This window comes from Enterococcus sp. AZ129 (assembly GCF_051714505.1).
GTDB lineage: Bacteria > Bacillota > Bacilli > Lactobacillales > Enterococcaceae > Enterococcus > Enterococcus faecalis.
On sequence record NZ_JBIORY010000001.1, the window covers coordinates 1304878 to 1322122 of the forward strand.

Sequence of the window (17245 nt, forward strand, 5' to 3'; positions counted from 1 at the left end):
GGACGTAGCATGAGAAAACCAACGTATCATCAAATTAATCCGCTGATTCGTTTAAAAGAAACGGAGCTGCTTTCTGAGCAACAGTTTCAACAACTTTTAGAAGCGGAAACAGTTGAAGACGTTAAAAATATGTTAAAAAGTACGGTTTATCAACCTTATTTAACCGAAACTTTTGAAGAAAAATTTGACTACCATTCTTCTGAAGCGCTGGGAAATCTTTATCGCTGGTTATATGAAATGGCTCCAGAACCAGCTGTAGTAACGTTGTATACGATGCGTTTTACCTTCCATAACTTGAAAATTTTGACGAAAGCTGAGCAAACAGGTAAAGATTTTGATTATCTTTATTTAGAGGATGGTCGTTATTCTCTAAACACAGTCAAAAGTGCCATTCATACAAAAAACTCTTCCGAACTTGAGCCAGCATTATTAGAAGTGATCCGTGATGTTTTTGCCTATCTGGAAGAAGGCGGTTTGCCACAAGCAATTGATATCCTTTATGATCGAGCATTTTTACAGCAACAGCGAAAATTAGCGGATGAATTGGGCTATGAAGAGTTAACGAAGGAAGTCATCGCTTTTATTGATTTAACCAATCTATCAACGATGGCTAGAGGGATTGTTCAACATCAAAACAGTAACTTTTTATCAACCGTGCTTTCTAGCGCTGGCAGTATCTCAAAGAAAGAACTGTTGACCTATGCGGAAAAGTCACTTGTAGAATTTACAGCATTTGTCAGAACAACGAATTACGGACAACTATTAGAAAAGATTATCAATAAAGAAACCAATGAATTAAATTTATTGGCTTTTGAAAAACTCAAAGATGATTACCTGACCTCAATGTATGAAAACGGTCGAACGGTTGCTTTTGGGCCGCTCCCATTACTAGCCTTTTTGAATGCGAAAGAGGTTGAATGGAAAAATCTACGTTTAATTTTGGTCGGAAAACATAGTGGGTTCTCAAATGAAAAAATTCGAGAAAGGATGCGAAAAGTCAATGGGGTATAAAATTGGTGTCATTGGAGACAAAAATTCAATCTTACCATTTAAACTGTTTGGCTTTGAGGTCCATCATGCCATTTCAGAAATGCAAGTTAGAGAAGCCATTGAAACTATGGCAAAAAATAAGTTTGGGGTCATTTTCATAACGGAAGAAGCCTCTACTTTAGCAGAAGAAACGATTGAACGATACAAAGAACAAGTGACACCAGCGATTATTTTAATCCCAAGTCATAATGGTACAATCGGAATCGGTTTAAGTGAGATTGAAAAAAATGTTGAAAAAGCAATTGGACAAAATATTTTATAATGCAAAGGAGAATGAGCGTGCAAATTGGAAAAATTGTCAAAGTTTCAGGTCCTTTGATTTTAGCTGAAAACATGTCAGATGCTAGTATCCAAGACATTTGTCATGTAGGAGATTTAGGCGTTATCGGAGAGATTATTGAAATGCGAGGCGACGTCGCTTCGATTCAAGTATATGAAGAAACAACAGGCATTGGACCAGGAGAACCAGTTATTTCAACAGGAGAACCATTATCTGTTGAATTAGCCCCAGGTTTAATTGCCGAAATGTTTGATGGTATTCAACGACCATTGGATACATTTCAAGAAGTAACCCACAGTAACTTTTTAGGCCGTGGCGTTAAAATTGATGCGTTAGATCGTGAGAAAAAATGGACGTTTGAACCGACTGTGGCAGTTGGTGAAGAAGTGTCGGCAGGTGACATCGTCGGTGTGGTTCAAGAAACAGCGATTATTCAACATAAAATTATGGTGCCTTTCGGCGTTTCAGGAACGATTGTCGAAATTAAAGCAGGTGACTTTGTCATTGATGAAACAGTTTACTCAGTGAAAACGGCTAAAGGAACGGAAAGTTTTAGCATGATGCAAAAATGGCCCGTTCGGCGGGGACGTCCCATTTTAGAAAAACTAAGTCCCAAAGTACCAATGGTGACCGGACAACGCGTAATTGATACCTTTTTCCCAATTACGAAAGGCGGAGCGGCAGCAGTTCCAGGACCATTTGGCGCTGGAAAAACAGTCGTTCAGCACCAAATTGCTAAGTGGGCCGATGTCGACTTAGTCGTTTACGTTGGTTGCGGGGAACGCGGGAATGAAATGACAGATGTTTTAAATGAATTTCCAGAATTAATTGATCCAACAACTGGTGAGTCTTTGATGAATCGGACGATTTTAATTGCGAATACGTCAAATATGCCGGTAGCGGCACGGGAAGCCTCGATTTATACAGGGATTACCATTGCAGAATATTTTCGTGATATGGGTTACTCAGTCGCAATTATGGCGGATTCTACTTCTCGTTGGGCAGAAGCGTTACGAGAAATGAGTGGCCGGTTAGAAGAAATGCCTGGTGATGAAGGCTATCCAGCCTATTTAGGTAGCCGCTTAGCTGAATATTATGAACGAGCAGGACAAGTCATCGCGTTAGGAAAAGATCATCGTGAAGGAAGCATTACGGCGATTAGTGCGGTTTCGCCATCTGGTGGGGACATATCAGAACCTGTCACCCAAAATACGTTACGCGTTGTTAAAGTATTCTGGGGCTTAGATTCCCAGTTAGCACAAAAACGTCATTTTCCTTCTATTAACTGGTTGCAAAGTTATTCTCTTTACTCCACAGAAGTAGGGCAATATTTAGACTTGGAATTGCAAGGAAACTGGGCCGCTATGGTAGCTGAAGGGATGCGGATTTTACAAGAGGAATCTCAACTGGAAGAAATTGTTCGCTTGGTTGGGATTGATTCCTTGTCGGATAAAGACCGTTTAACGTTGGAAACAGCCAAATCATTACGGGAAGACTATTTGCAACAAAATGCTTTTGATGACGTGGATACGTTCACTTCTCGAACAAAACAAGCGAAAATGTTGCAATTGATTTTAACTTTTGGTGAAGAAGGTCAAAAAGCCTTAAGTTTAGGCACTTATTTCTCTGAGTTAATGGCGGGAACAGTTGAAATCCGTGATCGCATTGCTCGTAGCAAGTATTTACCAGAAGAAGAATTAGAGAAATTGGATCGTTTACAAGCAGAAATTAAAACAACGATAAAAGAAATCATTGCTGAAGGAGGAATGACGAATGATTAAAGAATATCGCACAATCAATGAAGTCGTTGGTCCTCTGATGATTGTTGAAAAAGTGGCAGGCGTAAAGTACGAAGAATTAATTGAAGTACGCATGCAAAATGGCGAAATTCGCCAAGGGCAAGTTTTAGAAATCAATGGAGATAAAGCGATGGTCCAAATATTTGAAGGAACGAGTAACATCAATATTCGTGATTCAAAAGTTCGCTTTCTGGGACATCCTTTAGAATTAGGGGTTTCACCAGATATGATGGGGCGCGTTTTTGACGGCTTAGGTCGCTTAAAAGATAATGGACCAGAATTATTACCTGAGAAAAAATTAGATATTAACGGCGAAGTTATCAATCCAGTCGCTCGTGATTATCCCGATGAGTTCATCCAAACAGGGATTTCAGCGATTGACCATTTAAATACCTTAGTTCGTGGTCAAAAATTACCTGTTTTTTCAGCATCTGGCTTACCTCATAAAGAATTAGCGGCACAAATTGCCAGACAAGCCAACGTGTTAAATAGTGAAGAAGAATTTGCCGTAGTTTTTGCGGCCATTGGGATTACCTTTGAAGAAGCGGAATATTTTATGGAAGATTTCCGTCAAACAGGCGCAATTGATCGTTCAGTCTTATTTATGAACTTAGCGAATGATCCAGCCATTGAACGGATTGCAACGCCTAGAATGGCTTTGACAGCCGCTGAATATTTAGCTTATGAAAAGGGCATGCATGTCTTAGTTATCATGACGGATATGACCAATTATTGCGAAGCGTTGCGAGAAATTTCAGCAGCACGCCGTGAAGTTCCCGGACGTCGTGGTTACCCGGGTTATCTTTACACGAACTTAGCAACGTTGTATGAACGAGCAGGCCGAATTCGTGGCTCAAAAGGTTCCGTAACACAGATTCCTATTTTAACAATGCCAGAGGAGGATAAAACACATCCAATTCCCGATTTAACTGGCTATATTACAGAAGGGCAAATTATCTTGTCCCGGGAACTATATAAGAGCGGTATCCAACCACCAATTGATGTATTGCCATCACTTTCCCGTCTCAAAGACAAAGGAACTGGCGAAGGCAAAACGCGCGGGGATCACGCAGCGACGATGAATCAATTGTTCTCAGCCTATGCACAAGGGAAACAAGCCAAAGAATTAGCTGTCATTTTAGGAGAATCAGCTCTTTCCGATGTCGATAAAATTTACGCAGCTTTTGCCCAACGTTTTGAAGAAGAATATGTCAACCAAGGATTCGATACAAACCGTTCGATTGAAGAAACGTTAGATCTTGGGTGGGAACTATTAAGTATGCTACCGAGAACAGAACTAAAACGAATTAAAGAGGATATGCTCGATCAATATTTAACTGAAGGGAAGTAGAAAAATGGCTCGATTAAATGTTAATCCAACCCGTATGGAACTTTCCCGATTGAAAAAACAGTTAACTACGGCCACGAGAGGTCATAAGTTGCTGAAAGACAAACAAGATGAATTGATGCGACGGTTTATTGCGCTAGTCAAAGAAAACAATGAGTTACGTATTCAGGTTGAACAAGAAGTGACGGATGCGTTATCAAATTTTGTATTGGCAAACGCAACGTTGAACGAAGCCTTTATTGAAGAGTTAGTGGCAATTCCAGCCGAAAAAGTTGAATTAGAAATTATTGAACAGAACATCTTAAGTGTGCCAGTTCCTAAAATGATTTTTGATTACGATGAATCTGTTCAAGAAGCACCCTTAGATTATGGCTATGTGAATTCAAACAGCGAGCTTGATCAAGCTTTTGCTAAAATTTCAAGCATTTTACCGAAATTATTAGCACTTGCAAATGTTGAAAAGACGTGCCAATTATTATCAAAAGAAATTGAAAAAACGCGTCGTCGTGTCAACGCCTTAGAGTATATGACGATTCCACAATTAGAAGAAACAATTTACTACATTCAAATGAAATTAGAAGAAAATGAACGTGGCGAAATTACACGTCTAATTAAAATTAAAAGCATGAACAAAGAAAATTAATGGTTAGAAAAAACGAGTGCGAAGCCAGTTGGTAGCTTTCGTGCTCGTTTTTAATAAAAAAGGGAGTGGAAAAAATGAAAAATGAAGAACGCCGCAAAGCGATTGCATTGAATTGTCAAAAATACGAAAGTGACTATGCTCGCTTGGTGGAACCAATCAATGAGCTGCTGTTAAACTTGGGAGCGGCTATTTCAGAAGAAGCCGCGAAGCAAATCATTCTGAATGTAAAACGATATCATCACGGCGTGAAATATCTTCCTGAGTGTCATTTAGATGAAAGTAACCAATTTATCGAAGATGGGCTTGAAGCTCTTAAAAAGGGAGATTTAGGCAACGGTGCGTTACAACTATTTGGGGCCGGCTTAAACTTTGCTAGTTTTGCAGCAAAAGCACAAGGAACCAAAAAAATTGATGCCCACCAAATGTTGGCAGAACGTTTTACGAAGTTGTTGTCTGTAAAGTAGCCAGCTACTCATTGTGGATTTTAGTATCTGGGACAGTGGTCAAAATGACTTTTGTCCCAGATATTTTTTTATAAAAATATGAAACCTTTTACAGATACTTAACGTCTAATAGTTAGTTAAATGAAAAGAGGTGTTTTATGGATAAAATTTCAACAAAAAAATTAGTTCAGAAAGCAAAAAAAGGAGATGGACAAGCATTTGTTCACCTTTGTCAAAAATATGAAACAGTTTTATACAATGCTGCATATAAAATGCTATTAAACGAAGTCGACGTTGCTGATTGTTTACAAGAAACTGAACTATGTGCATGGGAAAAAATAACAACATTAAAAAATGAACATGCGTTTAATTCATGGATTTTTAAAATAATGTTAAACCAAGTTCAAAATATTTTTAGAGAAAAGCAGAAAACAACTCACTGGATGGATACTTATTCTTCTGTTTCTGCTTTTGATGATTTATATGATTTGGATAAAGGATTACATAAATTACCTGATAATTATCGCGTTCCGCTAGTTATGTACTATTATGTTGGCTTTAGTATAAAAGAAATCGCTCAGCAACTTGATGTTTCAACAAATACCATCAAAATTCGTCTTTCTCGTGGTCGAAAAAAATTAAGGACATATTTAAAGGAGACATGGTAAATGGATAGAAAACGAAGTGATATATTAAAATATGAAAAAAAGATGCCTTTAGAAACAGTGGAACGTTTAAATATACAAAGAACTAAGATATTAATGGGAGAAATAAAACAATACAGACAGCCAAAGAAAAAGATATCGCGTAAACATTTAATTATAGGGCTAATTAGTATTGCTACCACTTTTACTTTGATAGTAAAAACACCCATTGGACGTGCCATAGAAGAGGTATTGGGGATTAGTCAAGATACAGGTGTTCAAACAGTAGAATCTTCTGGTGTTCCAACAAAACTAGAATTGCGGAGTGTACAAAATGAGCGAGAAATCGTATTAACAAAATTTGTATCGACAAAAAATAAAATGGCGTTTGATTATCAATTTAAGATTAAAGATCAAAAATTAAAAGAGTTATTACAGAAAAAAATCGCTAGAAATAATTATTCTCAAGATATTCAACTAGGGTTATTTAGAGAAGGAAGCAAAGAAGATTTATTTGGGGGTGTAAGTTCAACATCGTTATATAGAATTGAGAAGGATGTTTTTTATGGTTCAGTGATTTCAACTTTCAATAAGCAAAAACTTGTTAGTCAAGATCAATTAACGCTCCATATCTACCGATTAGCTTGGGAAGATCAAGAACAGCATGATAATGAATTAAAAGAAGCAATCAAAGCAAGTAGCCGATCTTTTAGTGTTGAGAATGAATTAGAGTATCAAGGCGATTGGACGTTTAAAATTCCTTACCAACCCATTATGAAAGAAACGATACCTAGCATTAAAAACGTGAAAAAAATTAAAAATATTAAGGCCCAAAGTGATGCGCTTCAAACTACGCTGATTATGGACATTCCAAATCCAGAAAAAAATAAAAAAAGTCGTGAGATTCTAATTTCAGTTTATAAAAACGGTCTTGAGATACCTATTGCACGTCAAATTGGTAGTGGCTTTAATAAAGGGGAAGATGCTACAATTAACATTTCTTTTGACTTAAGTAGTTTGGATCATAAGTCATTATATAAAGTAATCGTTAGAAATTCTTATGAAGATGATGCAGCAGGAAAAGAATTAGGTTCGTTGGAGTTAAAAAATACTCAGAAATAATTGCTAAAAAGGTTATGGGAAATACAAATATTTTAATTAATATAACTACTAAAAAAAGCATCTTTTTTATTGAGCGTTGTCATTAAAAAAAGATGCTTTTATTTTCATTATCAATGGTTATCATTAGGATATTCAGACACCTGTAATTGCCATAACTTATCTGTCACTGAAGCAATAAACGCAGCACTCTTAGCATTATCAGGTCCTTTAGTAAAAATTGCTAAAGCAAAGGGGTGAGGTGTTTCTAAAATCCCCATATCATGAATAAATTCATCATAGGAACCAATTTTATGAGCAACTTTTCCTTGAGTTGTGGGAGTTTCCATTCTTTCATGGAAAACACTTTGTTTCATAGAATCATAAATCGCTTGGTAATCTGGTTTTGTTGCTTTTTCAGTATATAATCTTTGTAGAATAACTAGCGCATCTTCCGAAGAAAATTGTGGTTCTTCAATCGAAGGTGACTTGTGCAAATAACGCTGATACATTTCTCGTTTTGCTTTTGCATCACCACCCAATGTGTCATAGAGCATATTTTTAGCGATATTATCAGAATAGGTGATGGCATATTCTTGTAACGTTTTTAATGGATATTCTGGTTGGATATTATAGGCAATGATCCCAGTTCCTTCTTCATAATCTTCTTCGGCGTTATAGGGAATCAGGTCTGTCCATTTTTTTTGACCAGAAGCAACCGTGTCGGCGACTAGCATCGTCAGGGGCACTTTAATAGTACTAGCTGTATAAAATTCATGTTGGCCATTCACGGAACGCTGTTCGCCAGTTTCTAAATCCAAATAACTAATCCCGACCGTTCCTTCAAATTCTTTGACAGAAGCGACGAGCAGGTCATTTATTTTATCAAAAAATACTGTATTTGCTGAATTATTTTCTTCCTTGTCTTTCGTATGCTTCTCATGTTTGGCGGAATCAATTGTAACTTTTTGTTCAGATTCTTTGGCATAATCTTCGCCACGACTTGAGAAGAAGAAGCCCACAATTAGGAAAAAGCAAAGAAAGAAAATGGTGCCGTAAAGTGAGAGTTGCTGTTTCTTCAATGTAAAACCCTTTCCGTTTCTCTAATAGATATTTTTCTCAACTCCTCCATTTAATCATTTTTCGGATAAGAGCGCAAGCGTCTTTTTAACGGCACTACTGGTTTTGTTTCATTTGTTTTTGGAGTGCTTGCGATTGCTTTAATAGCTCTTTGCCGATAGTGGTATCTTTCACTAATAGCCGCTGTAAGGGGCGATCGATGACTTGTTTGATGGAATGAATGTCTTGATTATTTAAAATGGCTGTTTCTTTACTAGAAAAAGATTTATGCGCGGTCAGTTGTAACCCGAACGAGTTGTACAACAATGTATAACCAGCAATTCCAGTAATTGTCTGATAAGATTTTGAAAAGCCGCCGTCAATTACGAGAAGCGTGCCATTTGCTTTGATTGGCGATTCGCCTTTTGTTCGTTTAACTGGTGTATGGCCATTAATGATATGTCGATTTTCACCAGTCACTTCAAATTCATCTAGGATTCTTTCACAAACTTCAACCGTATCACGCAAAGAGTAGTAAGGATTCTTTTCTTCATGATGTGTTTCTTTTTCAGCGAGAAAATAACGCTCAAAGGTTTTCATAGCTCGTTTGCCAAATAATGAGGAGCCTTCGCCACACCAAAGATACCATAAACAATCTGTCGCATAGTCATCTGTAATAGCAGGCTGAGCGTAAGCTTCTTCTAACATTTCCTGAAAGAAGTCAACTAAAGCTTTTCCTGAATAGGAGTGGCCTTTAAATGTATAAGCTTGAAAAGTACCGTCCGCATTCAGAGGCAGACAGCCATGAATCAATAAATTTTGATTATACACAAGGTAAAGAGAAGCTTTTTCCATTAGAAAGCGCATGTGTTTTGTTAACCGCGGCGAAGACTGAAATTGCGTTAATAAATCATCAATTATCTGTTTTTCCTCACGTGTTAATTGGTAAGGCTGCTCTTCAGAAACGGTTTGGAAACAGCTGTTAATTAATGTATAACGACATTCGTCAAAAGTAATAGTTTCCCCTTGAATCTTATCTAAGCGTAGCCGATGTGCCAAGTTAAAATCAGGGCGTCGACCAATAATTTGCCCTTCTAGTTTTTCTTGAATAATGGCAATGGCTTGTTGCACACGCATCGCTACTTGTTTTTCAGCTTCAGTTAACGCACGATAGGGATTTTTCTTGGGTGCAAAAGCAGGATTTTCTTTATACGTTTCTAAACTAAATTTTTTTAAGGCGGTTAAATCGATAGCATAACGTTCTTCTAACAAATCTAAATTTCCATAGCGAGCACAAATACGCACTACATTGGCTAAACAAGCCAGTGAACCACTATAAGCAGCCAGCCAAATCATATCGTGATTGCCTAGTTGAATATCCAAGGAGTGATAGGACATTAATCGGTCCATAATTTTATCTGGTGCTGGCCCCCGATCATAGATATCCCCAATAACATGTAGGTGATCAATAATCAGACGTTGGATTAGATAAGCTAATTCTGTCACGAAACGTTTGGCTTCACCTAGTAAAATAATTTTTTCAATAATTTGTTGATAGTAACCGTTTTTGGTTGTTGTTTCATCATATTGATAAATCAATTCTTCGAGAATATACCCATAGGTTTCAGGAAGGGCTTTGCGAACTTTAGAACGTGTGTACTTCATCGAAGAAGAACGGACGATTTCAACCAGACGGCGAATCGTTAATAGCCACCATTCATAAGAGAGGGCGCTTTCATTTTCTAAAAGTGTTAATTTTTCTTCTGGATAGTAGATAATAAAACAAAGCTCGTCCATCTGATGGGCATTTAATTCTTGTTTAAATAAAAATTGAACTTTTTCTCGGATTCGCCCAGAACCATTTCTTAAAATATGGTCAAAAGCTTCAAATTCACCATGTAAATCACTGACAAAATGTTCTGTTCCTTTCGGTAAATTCAAAATTGCTTCCAAATTAATAATTTCTTCAATTTGTTGATCGCGGTTCAGTGTAGCCAAGTCATCTGCCTTCTTTCTTTTTCGTATATACCAATTTTGATTTAAAAGATTAAAGTCTTGATAATAAAGGTTTTTTATTCGTATGCCAATTATTGTAGGCTATTTGGCGAAAAAAAGCAACAGGAGAAAGTCAGAGAAAAATGTGGAAAATTATAGGAAGCTACTGGGTTTTATGCTATGATTTTTAATAAAACAAAATGAAGGGGCGGGAAAACATGTTATTTGGTACAGCAAAAATGAATCGGGAAAATCATTTAGAAATCGGTGGTTGTGACACCGTAAAGTTGGCGCAAAAATTCGGGACGCCGTTATTTGTCTATGATGTCGCTCATATTCGCGCACAAGCACGTGGTTTTAAACAAACGTTAAATCAATTAGGTATCAAAAATAAAGTGGTTTATGCAAGTAAAGCATTTAGTTGTTTAGCTATTTATCAAGTGTTAAAGGAAGAAGATATTGCTTGTGATGTTGTCTCTGGTGGAGAACTATTCACAGCTTTAAAAGGGGGCATGGAGCCAGCGGAAATTGAGTTCCATGGAAATAACAAAACCCCTGAGGAATTACGTTACGCCTTGGATAACAAAATAGGTACAATTGTCATTGATAATTTTTACGAAATTGACTTGTTGGAAGAATTATTAGCTACACGAAACCAAACACAAAAAGTTCTTTTTCGGGTGAGTCCTGGCGTGGATGCAGAAACACATGATTACATTTTGACAGGCCAAGAAGATTCAAAATTTGGTTTTGATGTTGCAAGTGGCCAGGCAACAGAAGCGCTTGTTCGCCTTTTATCAAATCCCTCTTTTGATGTGCAAGGGGTCCATTGCCATATTGGCTCGCAAATTTTTGCTGTGGAAGGCTTTTTAGCTGCTGTTGAAAAAATGTTCACTATTTTAGAAGACTGGCGGCAAGTCCATCAATTTACAGCACGTGTTTTAAATATGGGTGGTGGTTTTGGTGTGCAGTACACGCAGCAAGATGAGCCATTAGCACCAGCAACATTTGTTGAAAAAATTGTTTATTCCTTGAAAGGTCATTGTGAACAATTAGGGTATCCACTGCCTGAGCTTTGGATTGAACCAGGCCGCAGTTTAATTGCCGAAGCGGGCACAACGATATATACAGTTGGCGCGCAAAAAGAGGTTCCTGGTGTTCGTCATTTTGTTTCCGTAGATGGTGGCATGGGTGATAATATACGGCCTGCTTTGTATCAAGCGGTTTATGATGGTTTTCTAGCGAATCGTGATGGGCATGATTCAGTCAAGAAAGTCACAGTGGTTGGTAAATATTGCGAATCAGGAGATGTCTTACTTCGAGATGTTTTATTGCCAGAAGTTAAAGCAGGGGATTTATTGGCCATTAGTAGTACGGGGGCTTACGGTTATTCAATGGCAAGTAATTACAACCGAAATCCTCGACCAGCGGTGGTTTTTGTCGAAGATGGACAAGCAAAATTAGTTGCTCGCCGTGAGACATATGAAGATATGACAACGTTGGATTGTTGATAGATTAAAAGTAGCCGCCTCTTTTTGAGACGGCTGTTTTTTTTCAAAAAATAACAAAATGTAAGGGTGATTTCTTTCAGAAATGAAAAATCCATAGTATATTAAATGAAGAAGGAAATACTTTAGAAGAGGGTGTGATTTGCAGATGAAATGGCTCCTCGGGTTACTGATCATTTTTGCAATGATTGGCGTTGTTTTTTCTGTTTACATTGCCAATTATTTTTTGAAAATTGCGTTGCTTAAAGACAACCCTTGGTATCATAAAAAAGGGCATCGGTTATTAAATCCTGATAATTTTCAAGAACGAGAAACAAGATATACTAAAATAGAAGAACAACAAAAACAAGAAGGCGAAGCTTTTTGGACAGAGTCTTTTGCTGAAGATCGTTGGTTGAAAATTAAAGATGAAACATTGTATGCACGGTGCTTTATTCCTTATCCAGATAACCATCGTTGGGCGATTTGTGTGCATGGTTATCGTTCAAACGGAAAACGCGATATGGCATATACTGCATTACGTTTTGCAGAAGAAGGCTACAATGTTTTAGTTCCCGATTTGCGTGCGCACGGGAAAAGTTCAGGGAATAAAATTGGGATGGGATGGCTGGATCGGTTAGATTTATTAAGTTGGATTAGTGAAGTTCTTGCCATTGATATGGAAGCAGAAATTATTTTAGTGGGCGGTTCCATGGGAGCGGCTACTGTCATGATGGCAAGTGGTGAAAAGTTACCAACGAATGTCCGCGGATTAATAGTGGATTGTGGCTATACTTCTGTTTATGATGAATTTAAATATGTCCTACATGAATCTTTTCATTTACCCGCTTTTCCTATTTTAACGATTGCTAATCAATTAGCATTAAATAACTATGGCTTTCAATTGAAAACTGCTTCTTCCGTGAGACAATTACACAAAAATACGTTGCCCACATTCTTTATTCACGGTACAGGTGATCGCTTTGTTCCAATGACAATGTTTGAAGAAAATTTAGCGGCAACTCAGGGGATAAAAAAAGGTCTCATTGTTGCTAAAGCACCACATTTATCTTCAAGTGTCTACGAACCTGAAAATTATTACAGTAGTATTTTTGAATTTTTGGAAGAAAACTGTCCTGCGGTAAAAACAATATCCGACTAAAAAAGACATGGATTTTCATGATTCCATGTCTTTTTTTTGTCTGACTCGTTTAGCTAAATTTAAAGTGCTTAAAAAGAAAAATAACGGCGCCAAACTACCAAGGCAAAGGAACCATTTCATTGAATAAGTTAACTCTTGCTGTAAAAGAGATTCTCGTATATAGCTGAAACCTTCGCCATGGACCCGCAAATAAATATAAATGTAAGCAAAAAGAATCACTAAAGGCAAAATACAGACTTCTAATATTTCCAAAAGATAAGGAAAGGTTTTATTTAATAATTTGAGGCGTGTCTTATTCAATAGATAAGCAAAAATGAAAATCGACCATAAAAAACCAAAAAAACTAATCAAATAAAAAATCAGATTCGCACTTCCTGCATTCATAAAAGCTTTCGGGAAAAGTAGTCTGCCGATGAATGTATTTTTAATTGTAAAAGGAACATCAAAAATGGAAATATAAAGACAAAAAAGTACTAATGTTAACAAGGCATGCCAAATCTTTTTCTCCATTTCATTTAAAAAATATCTAATTACTTGGTACATTTCCATAAACTGTCGCTCCGTGTTTGAAATAATCGTAGTTTTGACTATACCATAGCTGTTCTCAATTTTCTTGAAAAAAATACACGCAACCAGCCTCGACTATACGAAACACACAGAGTGTCTAAAAAATAAGTTGCCGATCGCATTTTTTCGCATGCTAGTGTTGCACTTCTGTTTCGTTGGTGTTTTCTAATTGCTGATTTGTTGATTAAAAAAGGGCAGGAGGGAGCGTTTTTCTAGTATAATAATATAAAAGAATATAGAGAAAATCGTAGGATGGGAGTTATTCAAAGTGGCGGAGATTACAGTTAAGACAATTTCAGCGAAAGATGATTTAAAGAAGTTGCTTTTGGGTCAAGAGTATGACCACCAGCAGCCGGTTAAAAATATTTTAAAAGCTAGAACATCGAATGTTCATATTGAAAAGTACGAGGTTGTGGAGGATGTTTTTTTAAAGTTAACTGGGAAGGCGACCGTGCACAAAGATATTATGAACTCATTTTGGACAACGTATAAAATTATGTTACAACTTGTTTATCCCGATTTCTTTAGACCAGCGGAGGTAATTGGGGAAAATCAAGAAAGCTATTTAGAAAAACCTTCTGAACAGAATTTGCTTGCAGTAAATAGCAAGTATCCGCCTCATGATTCCGGGACATCGGCTGTGATTTCGGACCGATATTTAACTTATTTTGACCAAGTTTTTCCTGGCTATTTACCAAATCCTGTACCCAAAAAATATACATGGAATGAATTTCTTCTCGACAATTTTACTAACTTTGATCGAGTCCATCAGGACCCACAATTAAAGCGTTTTGCCGAACTTACCCATTCAATTGGAAACATTACAGTAGTTCCACTAGGATTTAACAGCGGAAGAAGCTTATCGTTTAAAGATTATTGGGATTATTCTTTAGAACAACTTTCGATATTTTTAGCTTCGTTTCATTCATGGGAAAGCTACGTTCATACGTATGAGATGCAACCATTTTTAAATGAACAGTATCAACCAATAGCGCTATGGAAAAATCATTTGAAAAAAGACTCGTTTATCTTACCTCAGAATATAGAGGAGATAAATGAATATTTAGTTCAAGTAAATCAACGAATAGAAAAAAGAGGGCAGCGAATAGTGAATCGGTTGTAATGAAATAAGAATCGACTTTTCACTAAACGTTGAAAGTCTCGAATCGTGTGCTCTTTTATTGACTCAGGAACAGAGAACGATTAAACTACTAGATTAGTATCAAAAAATAATTGCGTATAGGGATAACCAGTCGTATGTTTAAATAATTTTTAGGTCTTATGTACGTAACAAAAGTTATTAGTACGAAGCAATCATTTTAGAAAGGAGCTTTTATGCAATTCACATTATTAAATCAAGAAAATCAAGCCTATTGGGAAGCAACCTACATAGAAGCTTTTCCAGAAGAAGAGAGACTGCCGTTTGGTCAATTATTGACGTCTTCTCAAGCAGGAAAATTTCATTTGTTTGTTATTCAAGAGGCGGATGAGAACGTGGGGATTTTGTTAAATAGTCAAATTGCACCTGAAGCAACCTATGTCTTTTTCTTTGCAATTGATCAGCACCACCGAAACCAACGATTAGGTTCAACCGTGTTAGCGTTATTGAAGACACGTTATCCTAAGGGGGTTCTTTTGGAGAGTGAAGAAATTGGCAAAAATGCAGCGAATGAAGCCCAAAGAGAAAAACGTTATCAGTTTTATGAAAGAAATGGCGTGCTGGATACAGGGTATCTGATTATGGATAGAGGGCTCACTTTTCATATCATGTTTGCTGGAGCGTCAGGCTTCGGTGGAACGCAGCTACAGTTTTTATTAGACTTCCATCCAGTAGCAAAAATTTGGAAAAAGCCAAGTATTGATGGCATCAGGTAGTTTTTTTCAAATAAGTAAATTAAACAAACAAAAAAACATATGAAAGAACGGACCAATCGGTTCTTTCATATGTTTTTTATCATTAGTCTCGAAATAACTAGCGAATACCCAAAGCAATTCGTGCGTAACGGCTCATTTTATCCGTTGTCCAAGCAGGGTACCAGACTAATTTTACTTCGATATTATTCACTTCAGGAATATCTTTTAAAACACCATGGATTTGTTCTGTTAAAACATCTGCTAACGGACAACCCATTGTGGTTAAGGTCATTTTGATGACAGTATCACCAGTTTCTTCTGCAAATTCAACTTCATAAATTAGTCCTAAATTAACAATATCGATGCCTAATTCAGGGTCAATCACTGTTTCTAATGCAGTTAAAATATCTTCTTTAATTGCTTCAACTTCTTCGGTTGAACGTTGTTGAGGTTGTTCACTCATTCGTCTTCTACTCCTTTGCAAGTTGCCTCTTTACTATCATACCTTTTTTAAGAATGTTTGTAAATGAGAAGTATCTCACATGTCATGGAATTTACTGATTTATTAAAAAAGCTCATAAAATTCGAAATTCATTTTATTTTAATCAAAATCTCATTATTTTGTTGACATTAGAAAACAATGAGTTTAGAATGATCGATAACAATCTAAATTTAATTTTTGGGTATTTTTAAAAACTGAATTTTCAGTTAATTGAAAATATCAAAGGGAGGATTTTATGAAAATTAAGCAGGTACATGTTAGGGCATCGAAAATTAAACTGAAAGAAACATTTACGATCGCTTTGGGGACGATAGAATCAGCGGATAGTGCAATTGTGGAAATTGAAACAGAAGAGGGATTAGTTGGATATGGAGAAGGAGGACCAGGCATTTTTATTACCGGTGAAACGTTAGCTGGCACGATTGAAACGATCGAATTATTTGGCCAAGCAATCATTGGCTTAAACCCCTTTAATATTGAGAAAATTCATGAAGTGATGGATAAAATATCTGCTTTCGCTCCAGCGGCAAAAGCAGCAATCGATATTGCTTGTTATGATTTGATGGGTCAGAAAGCTCAACTGCCTCTTTATCAATTGTTAGGCGGCTATGATAACCAAGTAATAACGGATATTACACTAGGTATTGATGAACCAAATGTGATGGCACAAAAAGCCGTCGAAAAAGTCAAACTAGGTTTTGATACATTAAAAATTAAAGTCGGAACAGGAATTGAAGCTGATATCGCAAGAGTAAAAGCGATTCGTGAAGCAGTTGGCTTTGATATCAAGCTCCGCTTAGATGCGAATCAGGCTTGGACGCCCAAAGATGCAGTTAAAGCGATTCAAGAATTAGCAGATTATCAAATTGAATTAGTGGAACAGCCAGTTAAAAGACGCGATTTAGAAGGTCTAAAATACGTTACTTCACAAGTTAATACGACAATTATGGCTGATGAAAGCTGTTTTGATGCTCAAGATGCGTTGGAATTAGTTAAAAAAGGCACAGTCGATGTTATCAATATAAAATTAATGAAGTGTGGCGGCATTCATGAAGCGCTGAAAATTAATCAGATTTGTGAAACAGCAGGCATCGAATGCATGATTGGTTGCATGGCGGAAGAAACAACCATTGGCATCACGGCTGCTGCCCATTTAGCTGCTGCTCAAAAGAATATCACACGAGCAGATTTAGATGCGACATTCGGTTTAGAAACTGCGCCCGTAACTGGGGGCGTATCCTTAGAAGCAAAACCATTATTGGAATTAGGAGAAGCAGCTGGATTAGGCATTTCTCATTAAAAAAGGAGTAAAGC

Annotated in this window: 17 protein-coding genes; 13 read left to right on the plus strand and 4 right to left on the minus strand. The window is 36.9% G+C overall.

Annotation, left to right across the window (positions count from 1 at the left end; translation table 11 throughout):
- Nucleotides 1–9: 9 nt before the first annotated feature.
- The 8 genes from IGJ90_RS06495 to IGJ90_RS06530 all read left to right on the plus strand — a co-directional run bounded on the left by IGJ90_RS06495 (nucleotide 10) and on the right by IGJ90_RS06530 (nucleotide 7329).
- A complete protein-coding gene (locus tag IGJ90_RS06495; protein ID WP_002366645.1) occupies nucleotides 10–1011 on the plus strand; it encodes a V-type ATPase subunit in 1002 nt (333 codons plus the stop codon).
- A complete protein-coding gene (locus IGJ90_RS06500; protein WP_002357676.1) occupies nucleotides 1001–1312 on the plus strand; it encodes a V-type ATP synthase subunit F in 312 nt (103 codons plus the stop codon). The genes IGJ90_RS06495 and IGJ90_RS06500 overlap by 11 nt, the downstream gene beginning before the upstream one ends.
- Nucleotides 1313–1329: 17 nt before the next feature.
- Complete coding sequence (locus tag IGJ90_RS06505; RefSeq protein WP_002366646.1) at nucleotides 1330–3111, plus strand: V-type ATP synthase subunit A; 1782 nt, start codon at nucleotides 1330–1332, stop codon at nucleotides 3109–3111.
- The gene (locus IGJ90_RS06510; protein WP_002357674.1) at nucleotides 3104–4480 is read left to right on the plus strand and encodes a V-type ATP synthase subunit B; all 1377 of its coding nucleotides are present in this window, start codon (nucleotides 3104–3106) and stop codon (nucleotides 4478–4480) included. The genes IGJ90_RS06505 and IGJ90_RS06510 overlap by 8 nt, the downstream gene beginning before the upstream one ends.
- A gap of 4 nt (nucleotides 4481–4484) precedes the next feature.
- Nucleotides 4485–5120: a V-type ATP synthase subunit D gene (locus IGJ90_RS06515; RefSeq protein ID WP_002357673.1), complete on the plus strand. Its 636-nt coding sequence runs from the start codon at nucleotides 4485–4487 to the stop codon at nucleotides 5118–5120.
- Between the two features lie 74 nt (nucleotides 5121–5194).
- Nucleotides 5195–5584, plus strand: a complete 390-nt coding sequence (locus IGJ90_RS06520) for a hypothetical protein (RefSeq protein WP_002357671.1) — start codon at nucleotides 5195–5197, stop codon at nucleotides 5582–5584.
- 137 nt (nucleotides 5585–5721) lie between these two features.
- Nucleotides 5722–6231, plus strand: coding sequence for an RNA polymerase sigma factor (locus IGJ90_RS06525; RefSeq protein WP_002366648.1), 510 nt, complete (start codon nucleotides 5722–5724; stop codon nucleotides 6229–6231).
- On the plus strand, nucleotides 6232–7329 hold the full coding sequence (locus tag IGJ90_RS06530; RefSeq protein WP_438767820.1) for a hypothetical protein: 1098 nt from the start codon (nucleotides 6232–6234) through the stop codon (nucleotides 7327–7329).
- Between the two features lie 110 nt (nucleotides 7330–7439).
- On the opposite strand, the gene IGJ90_RS06535 is transcribed toward IGJ90_RS06530, so the two are convergent.
- Together IGJ90_RS06535 and IGJ90_RS06540 are read right to left on the minus strand one after the other, a co-directional pair.
- Entirely contained in the window at nucleotides 7440–8327 is an 888-nt protein-coding gene (locus IGJ90_RS06535; RefSeq protein ID WP_002366651.1) for a serine hydrolase, read from the minus strand.
- Nucleotides 8328–8481: 154 nt separating this feature from the next.
- Entirely contained in the window at nucleotides 8482–10362 is a 1881-nt protein-coding gene (locus IGJ90_RS06540; RefSeq protein ID WP_002419301.1) for a fructose-bisphosphatase class III, read from the minus strand.
- 197 nt (nucleotides 10363–10559) lie between these two features.
- Between IGJ90_RS06540 and lysA the strand changes: the two genes are divergently transcribed.
- Together lysA and IGJ90_RS06550 are read left to right on the plus strand one after the other, a co-directional pair.
- Nucleotides 10560–11870 carry a diaminopimelate decarboxylase gene (lysA, locus tag IGJ90_RS06545; protein WP_002408527.1) on the plus strand — a complete coding sequence of 437 codons (1311 nt, stop codon included), beginning with the start codon at nucleotides 10560–10562 and terminating at the stop codon, nucleotides 11868–11870.
- Between the two features lie 145 nt (nucleotides 11871–12015).
- A complete protein-coding gene (locus tag IGJ90_RS06550) occupies nucleotides 12016–13008 on the plus strand; it encodes an alpha/beta hydrolase (RefSeq protein WP_002392399.1) in 993 nt (330 codons plus the stop codon).
- A 15-nt stretch (nucleotides 13009–13023) separates the two neighbouring features.
- Here the strand turns inward: IGJ90_RS06550 and IGJ90_RS06555 are convergent, their stop codons facing one another.
- Complete coding sequence (locus IGJ90_RS06555) at nucleotides 13024–13557, minus strand: hypothetical protein (protein ID WP_002365632.1); 534 nt, start codon at nucleotides 13555–13557, stop codon at nucleotides 13024–13026.
- Between the two features lie 286 nt (nucleotides 13558–13843).
- On the opposite strand from IGJ90_RS06555, the gene IGJ90_RS06560 reads away from it, so the two are divergent.
- Nucleotides 13844–14698 carry a hypothetical protein gene (locus IGJ90_RS06560; RefSeq protein WP_002366656.1) on the plus strand — a complete coding sequence of 285 codons (855 nt, stop codon included), beginning with the start codon at nucleotides 13844–13846 and terminating at the stop codon, nucleotides 14696–14698.
- A gap of 212 nt (nucleotides 14699–14910) precedes the next feature.
- Nucleotides 14911–15450, plus strand: a complete 540-nt coding sequence (locus IGJ90_RS06565) for a GNAT family N-acetyltransferase (protein WP_438767823.1) — start codon at nucleotides 14911–14913, stop codon at nucleotides 15448–15450.
- A 97-nt stretch (nucleotides 15451–15547) separates the two neighbouring features.
- On the opposite strand, the gene IGJ90_RS06570 is transcribed toward IGJ90_RS06565, so the two are convergent.
- Complete coding sequence (locus tag IGJ90_RS06570; RefSeq protein ID WP_002357660.1) at nucleotides 15548–15892, minus strand: metal-sulfur cluster assembly factor; 345 nt, start codon at nucleotides 15890–15892, stop codon at nucleotides 15548–15550.
- Between the two features lie 274 nt (nucleotides 15893–16166).
- On the opposite strand from IGJ90_RS06570, the gene IGJ90_RS06575 reads away from it, so the two are divergent.
- Nucleotides 16167–17231: a dipeptide epimerase gene (locus IGJ90_RS06575; protein ID WP_002360381.1), complete on the plus strand. Its 1065-nt coding sequence runs from the start codon at nucleotides 16167–16169 to the stop codon at nucleotides 17229–17231.
- Nucleotides 17232–17245: the final 14 nt, after the last annotated feature.